Below are 22,410 nucleotides of genomic sequence, written 5' to 3'. Positions count from 1 at the left end.
CCCGTCAGAAAATGTCATGGACATGGCGCATAACTACGAGCACTTAAAGCATGGACAAGGCGTCAAGGTTACACAAAGTGCGCAACTCGTCGCACATGGTAATGATGTGGATGTCGCCCCTTCCGGGGTGGCGTGACTCTTCGACTTCGCGAAATCAGGAGACCGCATGAGTCCTGACTCCAGGACACGTTCCTCACTCGGCCCGCTCCCCAGGCGAAGCACTTGGATCGCGGGCAGCAGCCTCGCATCCCTCGCCATCGTGCTCACGGGCATGGCCAGCCCGGCTCTCGCGACGGAGCACACGAAGACGGTCGCCAACATAGCCTCCGCCACCAGCCCTGGTGGCGATGGCGACTACGGCGACGACGACCAGACCGGCCCCACGGGGCCGACAGGGCCGAAGGGTCCCAAGGGGCCCACGGGAGCGACGGGTGCGACGGGGCCGAAGGGTCCGAAGGGGCCCACGGGCGCCACAGGGCCGACGGGTGCCACAGGCGCTACGGGCGCTGACGGCGAGACCGGCCCGACCGGCCCGACCGGTGCCACGGGAGCCACGGGCGCTACCGGTGCCACGGGTGCCACCGGCGCTACTGGTGCCACCGGTCCCACGGGAGCTACCGGCGCCACCGGTGCCACGGGTGCCACCGGCGCTACCGGCCCTGCGGGCGTCGACGGTGCGACCGGCCCGACCGGCGCCACCGGCGCCACGGGTGCCACGGGTGCCACGGGTGCCACGGGAGCGACGGGAGCGACGGGAGCGACGGGCGCTACCGGCGCCACGGGTGCTACCGGCCCTGCGGGCGTCGACGGTGCGACCGGCCCGACCGGCGCCACGGGTGCGACGGGTGCGACGGGCGCTACCGGTCCCGCGGGCGTCGACGGTTCCGCGGGTGCCACCGGCCCTGCCGGCGCCACCGGCCCCACCGGCCCCACCGGCGCCACGGGCCCCGCCGGACCGTTGAATTCGGTGATCGTCTCGCAGAACTACAACGTCCTGTTGGGCGTCAACGCGTCCTACGACTCCCCGGCATGTCCGGCCGGCACCACTCCCATCTCCGGAGGACTGTCTGCCGTTGGCCTCGCCACCGTCCTCGGGCAGACCTACCCGAACGGCGACCACTGGACCGTGACCGCGACGGCGGGTGCCATCACCACCATTACGGTCTACGCGGTCTGCAGCTGACCGCACACCTCACGAACGCCTTTGCACATATGAGTCCCCGCCGGCCTTCTTCCGGCGGGGACTCATGCGTGCTGAGATTCCGCTCGCGCCTGCGCTTGCTGACCCGACAGCCGGCCGATCATCGCCGTCAGGTCGGCACCAGTTGGCGGAGTCCGTCCGCGCGTCGCCAGGTCCTGCTCGTACTGGCCCACCTGCACTGCGGCGCCCCTACACCCGGCTCGCCCCTTTCTTCGGTATCGGCGTGACCACGGTCTTCCGCCACATCCACGAGGCTCTGGACCTGCCGGCCGCGCCGACTCCCACCCTCCGGCAACCGTCGAGCGTGCGACGACCACCGCGTTCGTCACCCTGGAGGGCACCCTGCTGCCCGGCGACCGGATCGCCGCCGGCCGACCCTTCCACTCCGGCAAGCACCACAAGAACCGTAAGCACCGCATGAACGTCCAAGTGCTCAGGGACCCGTTCGGCCGCCCGCTGGGCGGCGCCTCGCCCGCCTTGCCCGGCACAGTGCACGACATCAAGACCATCCGCACCCACGGCATGCTCGACGCCCTTGCCGAGGCCGTCCTGGACTGCTGGGACGACCGCCAACTCGACACCGAGCAGGCCAATCAGGCCAGCGTCAGAGGGGATGGGAGAGAAGAAGGACGGGACCGGGCAGGGTGGGTTGGCCGGTCCGCGAGTCTTGATCGCTGCCGAGCCTGCTGATTGGCTGGCCGGTATGACTGAGCTCGGAGCCGTCGCCTGGCCACCTGCCCCGATCAAAACCGAGAGGCTTGTGCTCCGTGAGTCCGAGACCCGGGACCGTGCGGCGTTCATCGAGCTGTACGCCTCGCCGGAGGTGCACACCTACCTCGGCGGCCCCCAGCCGCGTGACGAGCTGGAGCGCGAGATGCCCGAGGTGCCCGGGCGGCAGCCCGGAAGTTTCGTCGTTGAGCTCGACGGGGCGATGATCGGCCAGATCCTGCTCCGGAGAGCAACGGGCCACCGTCGCCCGGCTGCCGCAGGAAAGGTCGATCTCGGCTACCTGTTCCTGCCGCGGTCGTGGGGATCCGGGTACGCCGCCGAGGCATGCGTGGCGGCACTCGACTGGCTCACCGGCGCCCTTCCCGGCGAGCCGGTGGTGCTCACCACCCAGACCGCCAACGTCGGCTCGATGCGCCTCGCGGCGAAGCTGGGGTTCACCGAGGTGGAGCGGTTCGAGGCCTGGGACGCCGAGCAGTGGCTCGGCCTGCGGTCCCCGGTCACGCCGTCCGATCGAGATTTCCCGCCAACCCCGTGACACGTCAAGCGACTTGGACGGTTTCGGCTGGTCCCGGGAGGGCCGCGTCGGACCGGACAGAGGGCTGGACTGCGGGCGGAGTGAGCCGACGGGTCATGAGCTGACCGAGGCGAGGGCGAGCATCGCTTCGGAACGCTCGGGCCGGGTCCCGCAGTCGCGGACACGGCATCAGAGTGGGTTGAGGCGGGCCTTGAGCAGGCAGAACTCATTGCCTTCGGGGTCGGTCAGCACATGCCACTGCTCTTCCCCTGTCTGGCCGATGTCGGCCGGGCGCGCACCGAGCTTCAGGAGGCGTTCGAGCTCGGCTTCCTGGTCGCGGTCGGTGGCGTTGACGTCGATGTGCAGGCGGGTTTTCCCCGGCTCCGGCTCGTCCCTGCGGCTGAGGATGATCGTCGGCTGCGGTCCGCCGAACCCTTCGCGGGGCCCGATCTCGTACATGTCGTCGCCCTCGCGATCGAGTACGACGAAGTCCAGGACCTCGCACCAGAACCGCGCCAGCACCTCAGGCTCGCGGCAACCGAGCACGAGTTCACTGATACGACATGCCATGACGAAACCTGCTCTCAGCCTGGGAACCGCCGGGGGCCACACGTGAACCTCATGTGCTCCCAGCAGTGAAAACAACCTCGCGACCGTATCGAACGAGGCGAGCGCTGGCGAACGATTTCAGGGCGGCTACGGGGGGGGGCGGGCGGGCGCGGGGGCCACCGGGAAGCCGGTGGGCCCCCGCGTAGTTGAACCTCTCGTCCTCGTACGGGGCCCACAGGCAGTCGTGAGAAAGGCTGGGCGGCGCAGCAACAAGCCCCACACCACCCTCCGTCCTGACAGGGGGTGCGACGAGGATTCTGCTGCCGCGCACTACGTGCGGAGCCAGGCGCTCGGACGGTCAGACAGTCAGACGGCGCCGAACTCTCCGGCCCTGACGCCCTTGACGCCCTCGACAAAGGACGAGAACGCGTCGACGGGGAAGTCCAGAACCGGGCCGCTCGGGCTCTTGGTGCTGAAGACGGACGACCAGGCGCACGCCGCCCGCACGATGTGGAACCTGCTGCACGCCTGGTGGCGGATGATGCCGAAGGAGAAGCGAACGCTCGCACACGCGGACGCCGCGATCCGACAGGCCCGTCAGGACGTCGGCTTCCTGGCAGTCCTGCCCGCGCAGGCCGCGCAGGCGGTCCTCAAGACGTATTTCCAGGCGTGGAAGAACTGCTGGGACGGGCGGGCCGCCGCCCCGAACTTCAAGGGCCGGTTCCGCACGGTGATGTCGGTGGATGTTCCGCAGGGCCGGGATCTGAACATCGTCCGCGTGCACCGCCGGTGGGGCATGGCCAGCATTCCCAAGGTGGGTCGTGTCCGGTTCCGGTGGACGAAAGACCTGCCGGTAGGCAAGCGTGCATGCGTTGAGAACCGGATCACCGGGGCCCGGCTGATCAAGGACGCGCTCGGCTGGCACATCGCCTTCCGTGTTCAGACCTTGGAGGTCAAGCCCGATCCCCACCAGGGGCCAGACGTCGGCATCGACGTAGGCGTCACCGTGCCCCTGGCCCTCTCGAACGGTGAAACGTACGAGCACGGCGAATGGCTGACCGCCAAGGAGAAGGCCAGGCTCCTGCACCTGGAGCAGCGCGCCGCACGGCGTAAGCAGCACCGCAGGCCCGGCGAGCGCACCAGCCGCCGACTGCACCACACCTACGACCAGATCGCAGGACTCCGCGCGAAAGCCAAGCGCCGGGCCCTGGACTGGCAGCACCGGACGACCACCGCCATCGCCCACACCTACGGCACCGTCGTCGTCGAAGCACTCACCATCACGAACATGGTCAAGTCCGCCAGGGGAACCATCGAGGAACCGGGGAAGAGCGTTGCCCAGAAGGCTGGGCTGAACCGCTCCATCATCGGGGAGGCATGGGGCCGCACCGTCACCATGCTGACGTACAAGACCGCCCGGCTCGGCGGCACCCTGCACAAGGTCCCCGCCCCTGGCACCTCCCGACGCTGCTCGGCGTGCGGCTTCACCACACCCGGCAGCCGGGAGAGCCAGGCCGTGTTCGTGTGCAGGAACCCGGACTGCGGCTGGTCGGGCAACGCCGACCACAACGCGGCCCACAACGTCCTGCACCTGTACCGGATGGGCCTCGCGCTCATCCCGGCTGCCGGGAGGGCAGTCGCAAGGCGCGCGAAGCGCGTCAAGCCCGCTGCCGCAAGGTAAGCAGGAATCTCCCGGCTTCAGCCGGGAGAGCACTTCAAAGAGTGATCCAGTAGCGGCGCTTGATGCCCACTTCGGTGGTACGTACGTCCTCCAGGACGCCACCGTTGCGCTCGATGGTGCGCGCCGATCCGACGTTGTCGTCGTCGCAGGTGACCAGGACCCGGTCCAGCCCGAGCGTGCGGGCTTCGTGCAGAACCGCCCCGAGGGCCCATGTGGCCAGGCCGCGTCTCCGGGCGGAGGGCCGGATGCTGTAGCCGATGTGCCCGGCGACATCGAGCAGAACGGCGTTCAGATAGTGCCGCAGATCGATGGCTCCCAGATAGTTGCGGCCCTCGACGATCCACCAGTAGGTGGCGTGGACGTGCCCTCCGCTCACGGCGACCGACCTGTCCGACTGCTGCCGCAGTAGTTCGACCCACTGCGCGAAAACCTCGGGCCTGTCGAGGCCGTCGTCAGGTGCGAGACGCAAACCGGTTCCGTCCTGGTGGGCACCTGGAGACCACTCGTCACACGCCGCGAGCCATGAGGACCGGAGTCGACCTGTGGGTGCGATCAGTTCTGGCATGCGGGCGACGATAACACCCGTCCATCCTCCGTGATCAGGCATCTTTCGCGCCCCCGGGCCCACGACCGCTCACGCGTCACGCGTCACGTATGACCGTTCCCGGCCAAGATCCATTTTCACCTCGGACTCTGGTTCCCGTTCTCCGTCACCGGCGGCCAGGCATCCCCCCAGTCCGCGTCCCGGGCGGCCCGGTAAAGAACCCCGTGCCGCTTGGTGACCGTTTCCCGGCGCAGCGAGGGGTTCGTCTCGCACAGGTCCAGGAGGACCTGGCCCTTGCGGATCTGTGGTTTGCGTACGACCCGGGCGGGCGCCGGGGTCACCGGGAAGCGGGTGGCCGCGACGTAGCTGAACTTCTCGTCCTCGTACGGGAGGGAGCCGCCCTTCACCCGGCGGTGGAGGGAGGAGCGGCTGACCCGGGCGGAGAAGTGGCACCAGTCCTCGCCGGGGACGATCGGGCAGGCCGCGCTGTGCGGACAGGGAGCGGCGATGTGGAAGCCGGCGCGGATGAGCTGGTCGCGGGCCGCGATGACGCGGAGGTAGCCGTCGGGGGTGCCGGGTTCGATGACGAGGACGGCCTGGGCGGCGCCGGCCGCCGTGTCGACCACGGAGGTGCGGTCCGCGTCGGTCAGTTCGCCGAGCACGTAGGAGATGGTGACGAGATCAGTGCTCTCGATTTTGAGCGCCGCTCCGATACGAGAGCGCTGCCACTCCGCACCCTTCAACTCCGGGTTGGCGGCGGCGATCTCCCGCCCGAGGACGAGCGCCGGCTCGGCCCAGTCGAGCACGGTCACGGGCCGTACGCCCGCCCACACGGCGTTGACAGCCCAGGTCGCGGACCCTGTCCCGCCCCCGACGTCGACATGGCTGCCCGGCACCCAGCCGGGCGCCGCCCCGGCGAAGGCGTCCAGCGCCGAGCACACCGCCTCGAACGTGGCCGGCATCCGGTAGGCGGCGTACGCGGCCGCGTCCGACCGGTCCCGCAGCACGGGCGCATCGGTCGGCGTCAGTCCCCGGTAGTTGGCGATCAGCCGCTCGACCGCCTGAGTGGCCGCCTTCGGCGGCAGCCCGTCGAGCAGACCGGCGAGGGCGGCGCGCAGGGCGCCGGCTGGGGAAACAGGGGTGTTCACGGGCCGATTGTAGTGATTCCCGGAGGGATGCCGACCTCGCCCATGGGGGGACGAAACTCGGCGGCGGCCGGGCATCCGGTGCCGATAGCGTCCGCCCCATGGCTGACGAAGCGTTCCGGCATCCCCGCCTCGCCGCGATCTACGACCCCCTCGACCCCGACCGCTCCGACCTCGACGCGTACGTCGGCCTCGTGGCGGAGTTCGAGGCCCGCCGCGTCCTCGACATCGGCTGCGGTACCGGCGTGTTCGCGCTGCTGCTCGCGCGCCGGGGGATCGACGTGGTCGGCGTCGACCCGGCCCTGGCGTCCCTCGACGTCGCCCGTGCCAAGCCCGGCGGCGGACGCGTCCTCTGGATCCACGGCGACGCGACAACCCTGCCGCCCCTCCAGGTCGACCTCGCGACGATGACCGCCAACGCCGCCCAGGAGATCACCGACCCGCACGCCTGGCAGCGCACCCTGCGGGGCGCCTACGCCGCCCTCCGTCCCGGTGGCCACCTCGTCTTCGAAACCCGGGACCCGTCCAAGCGGGCCTGGGAGCAGTGGAACCGTGACTCCTCGTACCGCGTGACGGAGATCCCCGGGGTGGGTGCGGTCGAAAGCTGGGTCGAGGTGACGGAACACAACGGCCCCCTGGTGACCTTTCGTTGGACCTTCGTGTTCGCCGCCGACGGTGAGGTGCTGACCTCCGACTCCACACTGCTCTTCCGTGAACAGGGCGAGATCGAGCGGGAGTTGCTGTCCCAGGGTTACGAGGTACGGGACGTGCGCGACGCACCCGACCGCCCCGGCCGGGAGTTCGTGTTCCTGGCCCGGCGGCCTGCCGCACGGACACGGTGAACGGACACGGTGACTCGCCCTCATCTCCCCCGCACGCCCCGAGCCATCCGGTCCCCCGCCCTCGCCCGGGGCCCGTTCCCCACGCGTCCCCAACTCCGTTTCGGATGCACCGCGTTCGTCAGCAGTACGACGAAGGTGTCCGTGGCCCGGTCCAGGACGAGGGAGGTGCCGGTGAAGCCGGTGTGGCCGGCCGCGCCCCGCCCCGCCAACTCCCCCATGAACCAAGGCTGGTCGATGGCGAAGCCCAGGCCCGGCGGGGTCAGCAGCAGTTCCACGTAGTCCTGGCCCAGGATGCGTGCCGGGCCGTAGGCGCCGCCCGCCAGCAGGCAGCGGCAGAAGACCGCCAGGTCGTGGGCCGTGGAGAACAGGCCCGCGTGGCCCGCCACCCCGCCCAGCGCCCACGCGTTCTCGTCGTGGACCTCTCCCCGCACCGTCCCCCGTTCCGCCTTGGCCCACGGCCTGCGCTGGTCCTCGGTCGCCGCAGCGTCGGGGGAGGGGCCGAAGTCGGTCGCCGTCATGCCGAGGGGGCGGGTGATGCCGTCGCGGATCAGGACGTCCAGAGTGCGGCCCGTGATGCGTTCCAGGACGTACTGGAGGAGCAGCATGTTCAGGTCGGAGTAGGCGTAGTGGCCCGGCTCGGACGACGGCGCCTCCGCCCGTAGCAGCGCTCGGCGGGCCGCGTCATCCGGGCAGTCGTACAGCGGGAGTTCGGGGCGCAGGCCCGAGGTGTGGGTGAGCAACTGCCTTACGGTGATGCTGTGTCGGGCAGCCGCCGTGAAGTCCGGCAGGTAGGCGGCCACCTTTGCGTCCATGCCGAGTGTGCCGCGCTCCAGTTGCTGCGCCGCCGCGACCGCCGTGAACAGCTTCGTCAGGGAGGCGAGGTCGAAGGGGGTCGACATCGTTGCCGGGATCCGTGCCGCCGCCGGGAGTTCCACTCCCGTGTCCGTGCGCTCGTCGTAGGACGCGTACCGCACCGCCCAGCCCGCCGCCGCCTCCACCGCGATCACCGGGCCGCGCCCGACGACCACGACCGCGGCCGGGGCCCAGGGGCGCTCGCCGGTGGTGAGGGCGCGTACCTCTCGTACGAGGTGACGCATCTCCTCGGGGTCCAGGCCGGCCCGTTCGGGGGTGTCGACGCGCAGTCTCGGTACGGCGCTCAGCTCTCCACTCCCTCCAAGGTCGTACGTCTGTTCCAAGGACGGCACAGTCCCACGAAGCAGCCGACCGCCACCAGTGCCGCCACCAGTTGGACGATCGCCATCGGGACGGCGGTGTGCTCGCCCGCGATGCCCACCAACGGGGAGGCGACCGCGCCGATCAGGAAGGAGGTGGTGCCAAGGAGGGCGGACGCGGCGCCCGCCGAGTGGCGCGTACGCATCAGGGCGAGGGTCTGGGTGTTGGGCATCGCCACGCCCATCGCCGACATCAGCACGAAGAGCGCGGCAGCCACCGGGAACAGGCCCGCCTCGCCGAACACGCCCGTCGACATCAGCAGCAGCGCCGTCGCCGCCAGGGTGATGACAGCCAGGCCCAGCGCCAGCACCTTGTCCATCGACACCCGGCCGACCAGGAACTTTCCGTTGATCTGGCCGACGATCATCAGCCCGACCGAGTTGACGCCGAACAGCAGGCTGAACGTCTGCGGGGAGGCGCCGTAGATCTCCTGGATCACGAAGGGGGACGCGGCGATGTAGGCGAACAGGGCCGCGAAGGCGAAGCCGCCGGCCAGGACGTACCCGGTGAAGACCCGGTCCGCGAGGAGGACGCGCATGGAGTGGAGCGCCTCGCCGACTCCGCCGCTGTGGCGGTCGGCCGGGTCGAGGGTCTCGGGGAGCCGGAACCAGACCAGCACCGCGAGTGCGATGCCGACCACCGTGAGGACGGCGAACACGCCCCGCCAGTCCGTCACGCGCAGGACCTGGCCGCCGATGAGCGGCGCGATGATCGGGGCGACGCCCGAGATCAGCATGAGGCTGGAGAAGAAGCGGGCCATGGCCACGCCGTCGTAGAGGTCCCGTACGACGGCACGGGCGATGACTATCCCGGCCGAGCCCGCCAGTCCCTGCAGCAGCCGGAAGGCGACCAGGAACTCCAGGTTGGGCGCGAGGGCGCACAGGACGGTGGCCACGACGTACACCGCCAGGCCCGCCAGCAGGGGGCGCCGACGACCCCAGCGGTCGCTCATCGGGCCGATCAGGAGCTGGCCGAGGGCCATGCCCGCCAGACAGGCGGTCAGGGTCAGCTGGACGCTCGCGGCGGGCGCGTGCAGGGAGGTCGTGACCTCGGGGAGGGACGGGAGGTACATGTCCATCGCCAGCGGGGGCGTCGCCGTCAGCCCGCCGAGCATGAAGGTGACGAGGAGGCCGGTACTGCGGAGGGAGCGGGCGGAGCCGGGTATCTCTCCCCGTATCCCTGTCCCGGCCGCCTTTTCTGTCGCTGCCGGTGCGTCTGGCGCTGTGTCTGTCGCGGTCTCTGGCCCTGCCTCTGTTTCTGTCTCCGCCTGGGGACGCTTCCTGTCCCGCGTGGTTCGGCCACGCTCGGGCATACGCCCTCCCTTTTCGAGTAATCCGCCACCTATGCTCTCAGCTCGTACAGGCGGTTCGTACATTCCGTTCGTACAGGATGTTCGAGGTAACAAAGGTCACGGGACTAGGGGCTGGCATGTCGGCTGAGCGCGTGCGGTGGGGAATTCTGGCTACGGGAGGGATCGCGGCGGCGTTCGCGGCGGATCTGGTGGATCTGCCGGACGCGGAGCTCGTGGCGGTCGCCTCGCGGACGGAGGCCTCCGCGAAGGCGTTCGCGGAACGGTTCGGCATCCCCCGGGCCTACGGCGACTGGGCGTCGCTGGCCGAGGACGCCGATGTGGACGTGGTGTACGTCGCCACCCCGCACTCGGCGCACCGGGTCGCCGCGGGCCTGTGTCTGGAGGCCGGGCGGAACGTGCTGTGCGAGAAGGCGTTCACGCTGAACGTGCGGGAGGCGGAGGAACTCGTCGCGCTGGCGAAGGAGCGGGGCGCCTTCCTGATGGAGGGCATGTGGACGTACTGCAACCCGGTCGTCCGGCGGCTGAAGGCGCTGGTCGACGATGGCGCGATCGGCGAGGTACGGACCGTGCAGGCCGACTTCGGGCTTGAGGGACCCTTCCCGCCCTCGCACCGGCTGCGGGACCCGGCGCAGGGCGGCGGGGCGCTGCTCGACCTGGGTGTCTACCCGGTGTCGTTCGCTCACCTGCTGCTCGGGGAGCCCGACGGCATCTCGGCGAGAGCGGTGCTCTCCGAGGAGAACGTCGATCTCCAGACGGGAGCACTGCTCTCCTGGGAGAGCGGCGCTCTCGCCTCGGTGCACTGCTCCATCGTCGGCGGTACGTCCATCAGCGCGTCGGTGACCGGTTCCAAGGGCCGGATCGACGTACCCGACGGGTTCTTCTTCGCGGACCGGTTCGTGCTGCACCGCGACGGCCGCGACCCCGAGGAGTTCGTCGCCGCCCCCGACCACGGCGCCCGCAACAGCTTCCGGCACGAGGCCACCGAAGTCATGCGCGCCCTGCGGGCCGGCGAGACCGAGTCCCCGCTCGTCCCGCTCGACGGCACCCTCGCCGTGATGCGGACGCTGGACACCATCCGGGAGCAGATCGGCGTCCGCTACCCCGTCGAGGCGCGCGCATGAGCGAGGTGAGCGAGCCGAGCGAGGGGAAGGTCGCCGTCGTCACCGGTGCCGGTTCCGGTATCGGGCGCGCGGTCGCCCTCGAACTGCTCGGCGCGGGCTGGTCGGTGGCACTCACGGGCCGCCGTACCGAACGCCTGGAGGAGACGGCGGCCCTCGCGCCCGAGGGCCGCACGCCCGAGGGCACACAGGCGGGCACGAGCAAGGGCGCCTGTCTCGTCGTGCGCGCCGATGTGGCCCAACCCGACGACGTGACCGCCCTGTTCGCGGCCGTGCGTGAGCGGTTCGGGCGGCTCGACCTGCTGTTCAACAACGCCGGGACGTTCGGTCCCGGCGGGGTGGCGGTGGAGGATCTGGCGTACGAGGCGTGGCGGCACGTCGTGGACACCAACCTCAACGGGGCGTTCCTGTGCGCGCAGGCGGCGTACCGGCAGATGAAGGAGCAGGATCCGCAGGGCGGCCGGATCATCAACAACGGGTCGATCTCCGCACACACTCCCCGGCCGAACTCGGCGCCGTACACCGCGACCAAGCACGCGTTGACGGGGCTGACGAAGGCGCTGGCGCTGGACGGGCGGCCGTACCGTATCGCGGTCTCCCAGATCGACATCGGGAACGCGGCGACGGACATGACGGCGCGCATGCGAACGGGTGCCCTGCAGGCGAACGGGGAGACAGCGCCGGAGCCCGTCATGGACGTGGCGGACGTGGCACGCACCGTGCGGCACATGGCGGAGCTGCCGTTGGAGGCGAATGTTCAGTTCGCGACGGTTCTGGCGACCACGATGCCCTATGTGGGGCGGGGCTGAGGCGGCTTCGCGCACGCATTCGAGGACTTAACCTGCACAAGTGGAACTGCCTGCTCCGTAGCGTTCGGCCCGGTCGCAGGCATATGCTCAACACGCCTTCTCCACCGGAGCTTCACACTTGACGCTCCGGGGTTCCGGTAACACAACGGACCACACCGAGGGGTGGGGAAGACGACAGCCGCTCCATGGCGCATCCGGGTGGGGGTGAACCTCGCGTGGGACCGCGAGGTACGCGCCGGGTCATGGAGCGGCTGTCGCGCGCTCCGGCACACGAGCACCACGGGCAGCACCACGGGCAGCAGGACGGGCAGCGCGATGGGCAGTGCGACGGGCCGCATCAAGAGCCGTGCCACACGCCTTAATTGTTCGTGATTGTTTCGGTCCCTCTTTCTCAGCCCCCGCACATCGTTTACCCAGTTCCCCACAAAGGTTCCTCCCTAGCTTGTGGCAGCGCCCACAGTGGGCGCCGTCCGCAGCTGGGCGCCCATGAACCTTTGAGGAACGGGATGTTTGGCATCTATCTCAAGCGTGAGCTGAGCCGGCGCAAGAAGGCGGCTCTGGTCATCGCCATGGGTCTGGCGCTCGGTATCGCGCTGGTCATCACCGTCAACTCGGTGTCGGCCGGCATGCAGCAGGCACAGGAGAAGGTCCTCCAGTCGCTGTACGGCCTCGGCACCGACATGACCGTCACCAAGGCCAGATCGGCCCCCACCGGCAACCAGTCGGGCCGGCCGAGCTTCGACTTCGACGCCAGCTCGAACGACTCGACGGAGACGCAGAGCAGCGACCGCGTGACGACCCAGGGTGGACAGACCCTGAAGTCGGCGCTGGTCACCAAGGTCGCCGCCCAGAAGGGCGTGGCGACGGCGGTCGGCGCGCTGAGCCTCAACGTCACCAAGGTCGACGGCTCCTTCACCCAGGGCAGGGCGAAGACCGACACCTCGTCTTCGTCGTCCTCGTCCTCCGGCCAGGGCGGTCCCGGCGGCGGCCAGGGCAACAACTCCGGCAGCACCGCCCCGCCCGAGATCCAGGGCGGCGGCGCCTCGTTCGACGTCAACTCGTACTCCGTCACGGGCGTCGACGTGACGAACCAGGAGCTCGGCCCGCTCGCCACCACGACGATCACCAGCGGCAAGACGTTCACGACGGCGCAGGCCGACGCGAAGGTCGCGGTGCTCAGCAAGTCGTACGCCAAGGAGAACAAGTACACGGTCGGCAAGACCGTCACGATCTCCGGCACCAAGTACAAGGTCATCGGCATCGCGACGCCCGAGAGCAGCGAGGCCACGACCGACGTCTACCTGCCGCTCAAGCAGGCGCAGACGCTCGGCGACTCCAAGAACCTGGTCTCCACGATCTACGTCCAGGCGACCGACTCGAAGCAGATCGACACCGTCAAGTCGACGATCCAGAAGAACATCTCGGGTACGACCGTCACGACCTCCGCCGACCTCGCGGAGACCGTCTCCGGGTCCCTCTCCACGGCCTCGAACCTCGCGACCAGCGTCGGCAAGTGGCTGTCCATCGCGGTGCTGGCGGCGGCGTTCCTGGTGGCCGCGCTGCTCACCTCCTCGGCCGTGTCGCGCCGGGTGCGGGAGTTCGGCACGCTGAAGGCGCTGGGCTGGCCCTCGCGCAGGGTGACCCGGCAGGTCGTCGGCGAGTCCATCGTGAACGGTCTGCTCGGCGGCGCGCTCGGCATCGGCCTCGGCCTGGCGGCGGCTTACGCGGTGACCACGTACAGCCCCAAACTGACCGCACAGCTCGGCAACACCGGCGGCGGTGGCGGCGGCATGGGTGGCGGCCCCGGTGGTGGCGGCCCGGGTCAGCAGTCGGCGGCCAACACGATGGAGATCGCGCTGTCGGCGCCCGTCTCCCTCACCACCATCGCGCTCGCGGCGGGCCTCGCCATCACCGGCGGTCTGATCGCCGGCGCGATGGGCGGCTGGCGGGCCTCCCGGATGCGGCCCGCGGACGCGCTGCGCAGCGTGTCGTAGCCCTACCGAACTCCTCGGTTCCCCCTCCTCGGTTCCTCCCTCAGTTCCACCCTCCCCCTGCCCCAATTCCCGTACGTCACGGAGTCGTTCATGTACAAGCTCACCGGTGTCACCAAGAGATACACGCGGGGCAAGGAGACGGTGGAGGCGCTGCGCGGCATCGACCTCGTCATCGAGGACGGCGACCAGCTCGTCATCCAGGGCCCCACCGGCGGCGGCAAGTCCACCCTCCTGCAGATGATCGGCGGCCTGGACCGGCCGACCGAGGGCAGCGTCGAGCTGGACGGTGTCGATCTCGGCGCGATCAGCGAGGCCAAGCTGACCCGGCTGCGCGCCGAGAAGATCGGCATCATCTTCCAGGCGTTCAACCTCATCCCGACGCTGACCGCGCAGGAGAACGTCGAGACGGCCCTCGTGCCGCTCGGTGTGAAGCCCGCCGAGCGGCGCGAGCGGGCCGCCGAGGCGCTGCGCTCGGTCGGTCTCGGCGACCGACTGACCCACGCGCCGGCCGAGCTGTCCGGTGGTCAGCAGCAGCGGGTCGCCATCGCCCGTGCCCTGGTGAAGAAGCCGAAGGTGCTGCTCGCGGACGAGCCCACCGGCAACCTCGACGAGGGCACGCGCGACGACATCATGGCGCTGCTCGAAGGGCTGTGGCACGAGTACGGGCTGACCTTCATCCTGGTCACCCACGACTCGTCGATCGCCCGCAAGGCCCCCCGGGTCGCGACGATCAAGGCAGGTCAGCTCACGGTCACTGATCAGGATCAGTACGTCAGCTGAGCGCCTGCGGTTTTTGACTGCGGGTCCGTTGTGGCTGGTCGCGCCCACGCGGCGGAGCCGCATGTCGAGACGGCCCCGCGCCCCTTTGGGGCACGGCCGTTCACCGCCCGAGCAGTTGGTCGATCTCGGCCAACTGCCCTGCGGTGAGCGGCCCTTTCCCGATCGCGCCGGCGTTCTCCTCGGCCTGCGCGACGGACCGGGAACCGGGGATGGGGACGGTACGGGGGCTGCGCGCCCACAGCCAGCCGAGGGCACCCTGCGCGAGCGTACGGCCGCCGCTGGTGAGGACGGAGCGGAGCCCGTCGACGTGTGCCAGCCAGTCCGGGTCGGCGCCCGCACCGGCCGTGAAGCCCGGCAGCCAGGCGGGCGGCGCGTTGCGGATGTCCCCCGCTTCGAGCGCCTGCCCGGCGGCCCGCTTTCCGGTCAGCAGGCCCATGGCGAGCGGACTCCGGTTGATGCTCGCGATCCCCGACTCCTCGCAGAGCGCGAGCATTTCGGGCGCGTCCTGGATGACGTTGAGCGTGTGCTGCACGGCGGCACAGTGCGGCCCCTCGGCGAAGAGGGCGGCGCGGGCCGGGTCGTCGGTGCTCCAGGCGTAGGCGCGGATGAGCCCTTCGGTAACCAACTCCTCGCATACGTCCCGGAGTTGGGCTGCCGCAGCCAAGTCCCCCTCGGACAGGTGCAGTTGGTACAGGTCGACGTAGTCGGTGCCGAGGCGGGCGAGGGAGGCGGTGAGGGCTCGGCGGACGTACGCGGGGCTGTCGTCCTGGCCGTCCGCGATCCGCGTCCGCTCGTCGAAGAGGTTGCCCCACTTGGTGGCGATCACGACATCCGCACGGTGCTTGCCGAGGGCCCGGCCGAGGATGCGCTCACTGTGTCCGGTGCCGTACACGTCGGCGGTGTCGAAGAAGGTCACTCCCAGGTCGAGGGCGCGCCGGACCGCCCGTACGGACTCGTCGTCGTCGACCCTGCCCCAGCCCAGGGGCTGCCCGTCCGGGGCGCCCCACTCTCCGCCGATGGCCCAGCAGCCGAAGCCGAGCGGGCTGACCTCGATGCCGCTGCGGCCCAGGGTCCGGTTCGCGAAGGCCTGGGTGGTGCTGGTGCCGTCCGTGTTGCCCTTGTTGCCCGTGCCGTCCGTGGTCTCCATGGATCAGGACAGTAGGAGTTGGAGCCCACTTCAGCGCAAGGGGACGTACAGGCGACTTCTTCGGCTCCTACGACTCCTGCGGCTCCTGCGGCTGTCAGGCCTGGCCGGTCTCGAAGCGGAGGATGCGGCCGTCGTCGACGGTGAAGGTCCACTTGGTGCGCATCTCACCCCAGGTGTCGTTGCTGTAGCCGGCGACGAGGACGCGGCCTCCCCTCGACTCGTTGTCGACCTCCATGTGTCCGTGGGAGGAGAAGATCTCGCGCTCGGTCCACTCGGCGAGGTCACGGTCCGAACCGTCGTCGGACATGGTCGCGTCGGGCGCCAGGACTGCCTGGAAGGCTTCGCGGTCGTGCGCGTTCACGGCGTTGACGAAGGCCCGGACGGCCGGGTCGCTGAGCTTGGCGGTCTGAATCGTCATGCCGGTCAGACTGGCACCGCGCCCGGGCACCCGCCACCCGAACGGCAGGCATGGAAGGCCGTCGCGGGTGCGGTGGACGCGATCGGTGCGACGGTGGAGGCATGACCTGTGACGAGCGACGCAACCGTTACGACCGGCGTGATCTGGGGCTCCTGTTGCTCCGTCTGGGGACGGGCGGGGTCCTGGCGGCACACGGTGCGCAGAAGCTGTTCGGGTGGTTCGGCGGGCACGGCCTCGAAGGCACCGGCGCCTTCATGGAGTCCGTCGGCTTCGCGCCCGGGAAGGCCAGCGCCACGGCGTCGGGCCTCGCGGAGGCGGGCGGCGGTGCGCTGCTCGCACTGGGCCTGGCGACTCCGGCCGCCGGCGCGGCGGCAGCGGGCGCGATGGTGGGCGCCACCGCCGTGCACGCGCCCAACGGGTTCTTCAACACGGGCGGCGGCTACGAGTACGCCGCCACCCTCGGCCTCGCCGCGGCGGGCCTCGCGGTGACGGGCCCGGGCCGGCTCTCCCTGGACCACGCGCTGGACCACGTACTCGACCGCGGCTGGATGGTCCCGGCCGCCCTCGCCGGAACCGCCGCGGTCACGGCCGTGGTCGTGGGGGCGCGGAACCGGCGGGTGCGGGAGCGTCAACAGGGCAAGCAGGACGCGCTGTTCGAGGAGTAGAGAGTAGGGACGTAGCGGAACGGGCGGACTCGGGTGGGTGTCGGGGTCCCGTGGGAGGCTTCTCCCATGGCCGATGACGACGTCTGGGCAGTGATCGACGACCTCTGGACCTGGCTCGACGCCAACCAGACTCATCCCGACCGGGAGTCCCTGCTCCTGCGCATGCTGAAGCTGACCGAGGAGGTCGGCGAGGTCGCCCAGGCGGTGATCGGCGCGACCGGCCAGAACCCGCGCAAGGGCACCAGTCACACGTGGGACGACGTCCGGTCGGAGCTGTGCGACGTCGTGATCACGGCGATGGTGGCCCTGCGCACCCTGACTCCGGATGCCCGGGAGGTCTTCACGACCCACCTGGAAGGAGTCAGGGAACGCTCACTGGGCCCCACATCCTGACCGGCTCCATGCCTTGCGGTACGTCCGTTCCGGGCCCTCCACCGGATCCGCCGAGCCGACCCCTGTCGAAACAGGCGAACCCTGCGAAGCCATCTCGGCGCCGTCGGCGCCCGCCCGCGCAGGCGTCCGGAGGCGTCCGCAGGCACCCGCGGGCGCGCCAGGCTCGCAAGGGACAAGCTGCGGGCACGAGTTGCTGCCCGCGCGCCGTGTTCGATTACCCGTTCGGTCAGATGTAGCCTTCGCGCAAGGCATAGGCCACGGCATGCGCCCGGTTGCGCAGATGCAGTCGGGTGGTGAGTCCATGCATCACGTTCTTGACCGTGCGCTCGGAGTAGGACAGCTTGCCGGCGATCTCCCCCGTGTCGAGTCCCTCGGCGACGAGGCGCAGGACATCGACCTCGCGCGGCGCGAGGCCCGAGGCGGGGGCACCGGGCTGGCCGGCCGCCGTGCGGTGCAGGGTGCCCACCTGGCTGATGAGTCGGCCGAGCAGGTCGGAGGGCAGGTCGCCGTCGCCCCGGGCGGCGGCGAGTACGGCCTGCGCCAGCCGGTGTCCGGTGGCCTCGTGGCGCCAGACGATGGCTCCGACGCCGCACTCGATGACGTCCAGGAGTTCGTTCTCGCGCAGCACGCCCACCACGAGAACGGCTTTGGCGCCCTCGCTGCGGACAAGTCGGCGCAGCCTGGACAGCGTTGTCTCGTCGAGGATCTCGCTGACCAGCAGGGCAACGACGCCGGGCCCGCTGTCGGATTCCTCCCGGAGTTCGACCACCGGGTGCTGCCGCAGCTGGCTGACCGCGCCCGCACGGGAGATCGGGTCGGCCGCGTGCACGGCCACGGGTATGCGGCGCCCGGCTTCGGACGGCCCGGTACCGGCCCTCGTGCCGGCCACGGCCCCCGTGCCGGGGCCTGTGGTGCGGAGTGTGGTGCGCAAGAACTGCCCCCAGGGTCAGGTGCCGCCACCTTCGAGGGGTCGGTGGCCGACGTTCACAGCCCAGACTTCTGTGACACATGGGGCGCGCACAATCGTGGACCACCACGAGACACACCACGAGATCGGCCACCAGTTCGACCACTAAACCGGCCAGTACCTACCCAAGACAGGAGGCAGGCATGCCACCCCCATCCAGATCCCCGTCGTCGTCCGCGTCCTCACCGTCGCCGTCACCATCCCCGTCATCGTCATCGTCATCTGCGTCCTCATCTGCGTCCTCATCGCTGTATGAGCGTCGGGAGGCCCTGGCTCTGGTGGCCGACGAGGCAGCCCGCGCCCGTGCGGGGACGGGTCGTCTGGTCCTGCTGCGCGGCGCCACCGGTACCGGCCGCACCGCACTCCTCGAGGCCGCCACCGAGCACGCGGAGGCGCACGGCATGCGCGTCCTGCGCGTCCGCTGCTCCACCGGGGGCAGCGCGACCGGCGCCCCCCTGGCCGTCGTAGAGCAACTACTTTCCCCCCTGCACGAGTTGAGCACCTCGCCTCCGCCCGGCTCCTCTGCCGAAGCCACCGGCGCTCTGGACGAGTCGTTGCCGGCCGCCGCCCGGCTCTGGCGGTCGCTGAGCGCGTACGCGGCCGAGGGTCCGGTGCTGGTCGCCGTGGACGACGTACACCTCGCGGACGAGGACTCGCGGTGCTGGCTGATCGAGGCGGCGCGCAGGGTGGACCGATTACCGCTACTGCTGGTGGTGACCGAGCGCAGCCAGTACGACGTGGACCCACCGTCCGCCGGTCTGGTCCACACCCTCTCCCCCTCCCTCGTACGCACCCACACCCTCGCCCCGCTGAGCCGCGACGCGGCGGCGGAGCTGGTGCGTTCGGCCGTCGGCGACGACGTACCGGAGAAGTGGGTGACGGACTACGTTCGGGCGGGCGCGGGCAACCCGCTGCTCCTGCGCGCGCTGCTGGAGGACCTGAACGCCACCAGCGCCGCACCGGCCGCGCTGCCGGAGACGTGCGCGGCGCTGTATCCGGGGGCGTATCCGGCGGCTGTGTCGTGGTGGCTGGACTGTGCCGGGGCGGCGACGGCCGAGGCGGCGCGCGTGCTCGCCGCGCTGGACGAGCTTCCAGGGGGCGCCGACGTCGACGTGTTCGCCGAGACCGCGGACGCCCTCGGTGCCGACCCGGCCCGGGTACGGGGCTGGCTGACCGCCATGCCCCGGCTCGGCATGCTGCGCTTCGGCGACGACGGGCTGCCCCGCTATGCCCACCCGCTGCTGCGGGACGCGGTGCTCACCGGCTGGTGCGCCGCCGACCGGCAGGCGGCGCACGGGGCGGCGGCCGAGGCGATGCTGCGGCGCGGCGTCCCGACGGCGACGGTGGCCCAACTCCTGCTGCGTTCGGGCACGATGGGCGAGGTGTGGGCGACGGAGGTCCTGCTGGACGCGGCGGGCGGCGCCGTCAATGACGACCGTACCGACGACGCGGTGGTCCTGCTGCGCCAGGCGCTGGACGAGCCGATGTCGGACGGCCGCCGGGCCGAGGTGCTGACCGAACTGGGCTCGCTGGAGTTCGCGGCAGTACGTTCCTCGACGGGCATCCCCCGCCTGACCGAGGCGATGCGACTGCCGGGCCTGCCGCAGTACCGCGTACAGGCGGCGGTGGCCCTGGGCACAGCGCTGGCCAGACGCGGCGAGACCCGCGCGGCGGTGACCCTGCTCCGCGACCTGGACGGCCAGTTGACGGACCACCCCGATCTGCTCCGCACGGTCCAGACGGCCTCGGCGCTCCTCTCCGACCACGACCAGATGATCCGCGAGGAGATGTACCGCCGCCTGCATGAGACCGCCCAACACTCCCCACAGGCGCTCGGCCCCGCCGGCCACGCCCTCCTCGTACGGTACGAGGCGACAGCGGGCCTGATCTCGGCGGACGCCGCCATGAAGCGCGTACGAACCCTGCTGTCGGAGCCGGCCGGCCCACTGGCGGAACCCTTCCTCCTGGGTACGGCGGCGGCGGTGGCCCAGTGGGCGGACGAACTGGACGAGGCCGAACGCCTGACGGACCGAGGCCTGACCGGCCAGCGCCCGACCCTGCTCCACCCGATGCACGAGGCCCTGCTGAACGTACGCGCCGACATAGCCGCCGCCCGCGGTGACTACGGGCAGCTGCTGAGCGATCCGGAGTCGTGGCGGAGGGACGGGGTGGGATCGGGGGCGGGGACCGGTGATGGGCCCGGATTCGGGGGATTTGGGTTCAGGTTCGGGTTGGAGTGGGCGGCCGGGGGCGGGGACGGTAAGGCGAAGGCTGAGTCCGGAATCAGCACCGGGAGCGGAGCTGGGACCGGGACCGGGACCGGGACGAGCAACGGCAACGGCAACGGACCGACGAACGTGGAGGCGCACGTACTGCTCGCGCTCGTCGAAACGGGCCGCGTCGACGAGGCGTGGCAGCTCGCCGACGCCTTCGACCTGCGGGAGGCGCACGACTCCTGGGAGTTGAACCGTTTCCTGTACGCCCGGGGCGTGGTGCGCGCCGCCTCCGGTGATCCGGCAGGCGCCCTGGGGGACTTCCTGGAGTGCGGACGCCGCCAGTCCGCGCGCGACGTACTGAGCCCGGTGGTCACACCCTGGCGGGCCGCCGCCGCACAGTGCCAACTGACCCTCGGTCACCACCAGGAGGCGCTGGCACTGGCAGAGGAGGAGCTGCGACTGGCCCGGGTGTGGAACACCCCACGCCTGGTGGGCCGTTCACTGCGGATACTCGGCACGGCGACGGGCGGTCGCCACGGCCTCGACCTGACCGACGAGGCGGTACGAATCCTGCGCGCAGCCGCCGTCGAAACGGAACTGATCCCGGCCCTGATCGCCCGGGGCCGCCAACTGACCGCCGCCGGCGAACGCACCCGAGCCCGCAAGTCGCTGCGCGAAGCAGCCGAACGCGCCGAACTCCTGGGCGCCGTACGCCTGCGTACCGCAGCCGACGAGTCCCTCCGCGAGGGCGGCGCCCGCAGCACGACGACGACGCTGACTGCGAGCGAACGCCGGATCGCGGAACTCGCGGTGGAGGGCCGCACGAACACGGAGATCGCGGAACTGCTGCACGTGGCCCGCCGCACGGTGGAAACCCATCTGACCAGCGCCTACCGGAAGTTGGGCATACGGAGGAGGGGCGAGCTGACGGCGGCGCTGGGCCGCGTTCCCGGAGCCGACTCTCCGTCCAACCGGCCGTAAGAGAGGCGTTGTGAACTAGAAGTGGGAGTCGGTGTCGGTGTCCGTCGCCGCCAGCACCGCGACCCGGGTACGACGAGGATCGAGTACGGCGAAGGCCACGTCCGCCGTGTCATGGTGGAACCAGTCCGTGAACGCCATGAATCGCAGCCACCGACAGTCGGCGGCGTGCCGCACCGCCTCCGGGAACGGGATGTCGTCGGACAGCCCCATCAGCGCGTACAGACTGTTCCAGGCGTGCAGCCGGGCGTACGCGCCACCCTGCCCCTGACCGTTCACTCCGCCGTTGTGCGCTGCCGCGAACAGTTCGTTGATCACGTCGTCGGGCGTGGTGTGACAGGTGAGGGCGACGCCCCGGCGCGTGCCCTCACCCTCCAGGCACTCCAGAGGCAGTTCCTTGACGAACGCGATGTTGAAGTCGTCCGGATCGAGCGGGCCCGGCAACGTGAAGAAGCGCACCTCGGGCTCGCGGGACCAGCCGCTGCCGGTGAAGGGCTCGGCGGCCTTCCCCGTTCGCTCGAAGTCAGGGCTCTCAACGGCCGTACGTCCGGCGGCCGCACCTCTGTCGGTGGAGGGAACCTCCGGGAAGCGGGACCGTAGCTGCTCGGGGGTTTTCACGGCCCCGAAGCCCCGTACACGAACCCCGAATCGGTGCTCGACGTCCAGGCGGGCCCTAGGCAGCCGGGCCAGCGGGTGCCCCAGCTCGCGGAGTCTCTCCGCATAGGCGTCCAGGGCGGGCCGACCTCGCCCCGCCCCGATCATGGCGAGCTCGCCGAGGATGCAGGCCCGTACCTCCACCGCAGGGTCATCGAGCCGTTTCGGCAGCTCGCCGAACAGAGCTTCCAGATCGCGCAGTTGCTGGGTCTTGACCAGTTTCTCGACCAGCTTCTCGGCCACCGAGCGCCGTACCCGGTCACCTTCCTGCCGGCACTCGGGCCCGAGCGGCGGCAGCAGCAGCCCCGCGATGTCCGCAGCGAACCTTGCGCAGTCCCGGGAGCGTGTGTCGGCGAGAGCATCGGCGATCCGTCCGACGGCCTGCACCGCAGAGCGGCCCTCGGAGTCTTCGCCGAACCCGGTGCGGCACAAGTGAACTCCCTAGTGACGACCTCGGCGCCTTCGCCACCTCCACGCGTGCTGTGGCTGCTCTTGGACCAAGCAGCCTCCTGCATTGCCGT

Annotated in this window: 21 protein-coding genes and 1 pseudogene; 12 read left to right on the top strand and 10 right to left on the bottom strand. The window is 70.6% G+C overall.

The features are described from left to right. Positions 1-166 precede the first annotated feature (166 nt). From G3I56_RS05525 to G3I56_RS05515, 3 genes are all read left to right on the top strand, one after another. The gene (locus tag G3I56_RS05525; protein WP_203689229.1) at positions 167-1,183 is read left to right on the top strand and encodes a collagen-like protein; all 1,017 of its coding nucleotides are present in this window, start codon (positions 167-169) and stop codon (positions 1,181-1,183) included. A 435-nt stretch (positions 1,184-1,618) separates the two neighbouring features. Further along, positions 1,619-1,891 (top strand): hypothetical protein, encoded by a 273-nt coding sequence (locus tag G3I56_RS05520; protein WP_164407655.1) that lies wholly within the window; start codon positions 1,619-1,621, stop codon positions 1,889-1,891. A 13-nt stretch (positions 1,892-1,904) separates the two neighbouring features. Continuing rightward, complete coding sequence (locus G3I56_RS05515) at positions 1,905-2,465, top strand: GNAT family N-acetyltransferase (protein ID WP_164407654.1); 561 nt, start codon at positions 1,905-1,907, stop codon at positions 2,463-2,465. Positions 2,466-2,633: 168 nt separating this feature from the next. On the opposite strand, the gene G3I56_RS05510 is transcribed toward G3I56_RS05515, so the two are convergent. Further along, entirely contained in the window at positions 2,634-3,014 is a 381-nt protein-coding gene (locus tag G3I56_RS05510) for a VOC family protein (protein WP_164407653.1), read from the bottom strand. 345 nt (positions 3,015-3,359) lie between these two features. Further along, a pseudogene (locus G3I56_RS44645) lies at positions 3,360-3,464 on the bottom strand (DUF397 domain-containing protein); the annotation flags it as partial. Here G3I56_RS44645 and G3I56_RS05505 point away from each other — a divergent pair. Then, on the top strand, positions 3,460-4,674 hold the full coding sequence (locus tag G3I56_RS05505) for an RNA-guided endonuclease TnpB family protein (RefSeq protein WP_164407845.1): 1,215 nt from the start codon (positions 3,460-3,462) through the stop codon (positions 4,672-4,674). The pseudogene G3I56_RS44645 and the gene G3I56_RS05505 overlap by 5 nt on opposite strands. A gap of 34 nt (positions 4,675-4,708) precedes the next feature. Here G3I56_RS05505 and G3I56_RS05500 read toward each other — a convergent pair whose 3' ends face one another. After that, a complete protein-coding gene (locus G3I56_RS05500) occupies positions 4,709-5,143 on the bottom strand; it encodes a GNAT family N-acetyltransferase (protein WP_239134720.1) in 435 nt (144 codons plus the stop codon). Between the two features lie 212 nt (positions 5,144-5,355). Beyond that, positions 5,356-6,366 (bottom strand): small ribosomal subunit Rsm22 family protein, encoded by a 1,011-nt coding sequence (locus G3I56_RS05495; protein ID WP_164407651.1) that lies wholly within the window; start codon positions 6,364-6,366, stop codon positions 5,356-5,358. Positions 6,367-6,464: 98 nt separating this feature from the next. Here G3I56_RS05495 and G3I56_RS05490 point away from each other — a divergent pair, with 98 nt between their 5' ends. Continuing rightward, complete coding sequence (locus G3I56_RS05490) at positions 6,465-7,205, top strand: class I SAM-dependent methyltransferase (protein WP_164407649.1); 741 nt, start codon at positions 6,465-6,467, stop codon at positions 7,203-7,205. A 20-nt stretch (positions 7,206-7,225) separates the two neighbouring features. On the opposite strand, the gene G3I56_RS05485 is transcribed toward G3I56_RS05490, so the two are convergent. Continuing rightward, a complete protein-coding gene (locus G3I56_RS05485; protein WP_343239867.1) occupies positions 7,226-8,410 on the bottom strand; it encodes a serine hydrolase domain-containing protein in 1,185 nt (394 codons plus the stop codon). After that, positions 8,362-9,750, bottom strand: coding sequence for a multidrug effflux MFS transporter (locus G3I56_RS05480; RefSeq protein ID WP_203689228.1), 1,389 nt, complete (start codon positions 9,748-9,750; stop codon positions 8,362-8,364). Before G3I56_RS05480 ends, G3I56_RS05485 begins: the two co-directional genes overlap by 49 nt. 116 nt (positions 9,751-9,866) lie before the next feature. On the opposite strand from G3I56_RS05480, the gene G3I56_RS05475 reads away from it, so the two are divergent. The 4 genes from G3I56_RS05475 to G3I56_RS05460 all read left to right on the top strand — a co-directional run bounded on the left by G3I56_RS05475 (position 9,867) and on the right by G3I56_RS05460 (position 14,451). Then, positions 9,867-10,871 (top strand): Gfo/Idh/MocA family oxidoreductase, encoded by a 1,005-nt coding sequence (locus G3I56_RS05475; protein ID WP_164407644.1) that lies wholly within the window; start codon positions 9,867-9,869, stop codon positions 10,869-10,871. Beyond that, positions 10,868-11,677: an SDR family oxidoreductase gene (locus tag G3I56_RS05470; protein WP_164407642.1), complete on the top strand. Its 810-nt coding sequence runs from the start codon at positions 10,868-10,870 to the stop codon at positions 11,675-11,677. The genes G3I56_RS05475 and G3I56_RS05470 overlap by 4 nt, the downstream gene beginning before the upstream one ends. A gap of 506 nt (positions 11,678-12,183) precedes the next feature. Continuing rightward, positions 12,184-13,671: an ABC transporter permease gene (locus tag G3I56_RS05465; RefSeq protein ID WP_164407640.1), complete on the top strand. Its 1,488-nt coding sequence runs from the start codon at positions 12,184-12,186 to the stop codon at positions 13,669-13,671. A 90-nt stretch (positions 13,672-13,761) separates the two neighbouring features. Then, a complete protein-coding gene (locus tag G3I56_RS05460) occupies positions 13,762-14,451 on the top strand; it encodes an ABC transporter ATP-binding protein (protein WP_164407638.1) in 690 nt (229 codons plus the stop codon). 100 nt (positions 14,452-14,551) lie between these two features. On the opposite strand, the gene G3I56_RS05455 is transcribed toward G3I56_RS05460, so the two are convergent. Next, positions 14,552-15,598, bottom strand: a complete 1,047-nt coding sequence (locus tag G3I56_RS05455; protein ID WP_239134719.1) for an aldo/keto reductase — start codon at positions 15,596-15,598, stop codon at positions 14,552-14,554. Between the two features lie 94 nt (positions 15,599-15,692). Beyond that, positions 15,693-16,016 (bottom strand): nuclear transport factor 2 family protein, encoded by a 324-nt coding sequence (locus tag G3I56_RS05450; protein WP_164407636.1) that lies wholly within the window; start codon positions 16,014-16,016, stop codon positions 15,693-15,695. Between the two features lie 101 nt (positions 16,017-16,117). Here G3I56_RS05450 and G3I56_RS05445 point away from each other — a divergent pair, with 101 nt between their 5' ends. Beyond that, positions 16,118-16,681 carry a DoxX family membrane protein gene (locus G3I56_RS05445; protein ID WP_164407634.1) on the top strand — a complete coding sequence of 188 codons (564 nt, stop codon included), beginning with the start codon at positions 16,118-16,120 and terminating at the stop codon, positions 16,679-16,681. Positions 16,682-16,747: 66 nt separating this feature from the next. Further along, on the top strand, positions 16,748-17,074 hold the full coding sequence (locus tag G3I56_RS05440; RefSeq protein ID WP_164407632.1) for a MazG-like family protein: 327 nt from the start codon (positions 16,748-16,750) through the stop codon (positions 17,072-17,074). 226 nt (positions 17,075-17,300) lie between these two features. On the opposite strand, the gene G3I56_RS05435 is transcribed toward G3I56_RS05440, so the two are convergent. Continuing rightward, a complete protein-coding gene (locus G3I56_RS05435) occupies positions 17,301-17,963 on the bottom strand; it encodes a response regulator transcription factor (RefSeq protein WP_164407843.1) in 663 nt (220 codons plus the stop codon). Positions 17,964-18,289: 326 nt separating this feature from the next. Between G3I56_RS05435 and G3I56_RS05430 the strand changes: the two genes are divergently transcribed. Continuing rightward, positions 18,290-21,238, top strand: coding sequence for an AAA family ATPase (locus tag G3I56_RS05430; protein ID WP_239134743.1), 2,949 nt, complete (start codon positions 18,290-18,292; stop codon positions 21,236-21,238). 15 nt (positions 21,239-21,253) lie between these two features. Here the strand turns inward: G3I56_RS05430 and G3I56_RS05425 are convergent, their stop codons facing one another. Beyond that, entirely contained in the window at positions 21,254-22,321 is a 1,068-nt protein-coding gene (locus tag G3I56_RS05425) for a DUF6183 family protein (RefSeq protein WP_203689225.1), read from the bottom strand. Between the last annotated feature and the right edge of the window lie 89 nt (positions 22,322-22,410).

Origin of the sequence: Streptomyces sp. SID12488 (assembly GCF_010548275.1) — a bacterium.
Classification (GTDB): Bacteria; Actinomycetota; Actinomycetes; order Streptomycetales; family Streptomycetaceae; genus Streptomyces.
This window is presented reverse-complemented; position numbering and strand designations above follow the sequence as displayed.

Excerpts from the sequence above, each read along its gene's own strand:
- G3I56_RS05525 (WP_203689229.1), top strand. The coding sequence starts at position 167 with ATGAGTCCTGACTCCAGGACACGTTCCTCACTCGGCCCGCTCCCCAGG.
- G3I56_RS05520 (WP_164407655.1), top strand. The coding sequence starts at position 1,619 with ATGAACGTCCAAGTGCTCAGGGACCCGTTCGGCCGCCCGCTGGGCGGC.
- G3I56_RS05515 (WP_164407654.1), top strand. The coding sequence starts at position 1,905 with ATGACTGAGCTCGGAGCCGTCGCCTGGCCACCTGCCCCGATCAAAACC.
- G3I56_RS05510 (WP_164407653.1), bottom strand. The coding sequence starts at position 3,014 with ATGGCATGTCGTATCAGTGAACTCGTGCTCGGTTGCCGCGAGCCTGAG.
- G3I56_RS05490 (WP_164407649.1), top strand. The coding sequence starts at position 6,465 with ATGGCTGACGAAGCGTTCCGGCATCCCCGCCTCGCCGCGATCTACGAC.
- G3I56_RS05480 (WP_203689228.1), bottom strand. The coding sequence starts at position 9,750 with ATGCCCGAGCGTGGCCGAACCACGCGGGACAGGAAGCGTCCCCAGGCG.
- G3I56_RS05475 (WP_164407644.1), top strand. The coding sequence starts at position 9,867 with ATGTCGGCTGAGCGCGTGCGGTGGGGAATTCTGGCTACGGGAGGGATC.
- G3I56_RS05470 (WP_164407642.1), top strand. The coding sequence starts at position 10,868 with ATGAGCGAGGTGAGCGAGCCGAGCGAGGGGAAGGTCGCCGTCGTCACC.
- G3I56_RS05465 (WP_164407640.1), top strand. The coding sequence starts at position 12,184 with ATGTTTGGCATCTATCTCAAGCGTGAGCTGAGCCGGCGCAAGAAGGCG.
- G3I56_RS05460 (WP_164407638.1), top strand. The coding sequence starts at position 13,762 with ATGTACAAGCTCACCGGTGTCACCAAGAGATACACGCGGGGCAAGGAG.
- G3I56_RS05455 (WP_239134719.1), bottom strand. The coding sequence starts at position 15,598 with ATGGAGACCACGGACGGCACGGGCAACAAGGGCAACACGGACGGCACC.
- G3I56_RS05450 (WP_164407636.1), bottom strand. The coding sequence starts at position 16,016 with ATGACGATTCAGACCGCCAAGCTCAGCGACCCGGCCGTCCGGGCCTTC.
- G3I56_RS05445 (WP_164407634.1), top strand. The coding sequence starts at position 16,118 with ATGACCTGTGACGAGCGACGCAACCGTTACGACCGGCGTGATCTGGGG.
- G3I56_RS05440 (WP_164407632.1), top strand. The coding sequence starts at position 16,748 with ATGGCCGATGACGACGTCTGGGCAGTGATCGACGACCTCTGGACCTGG.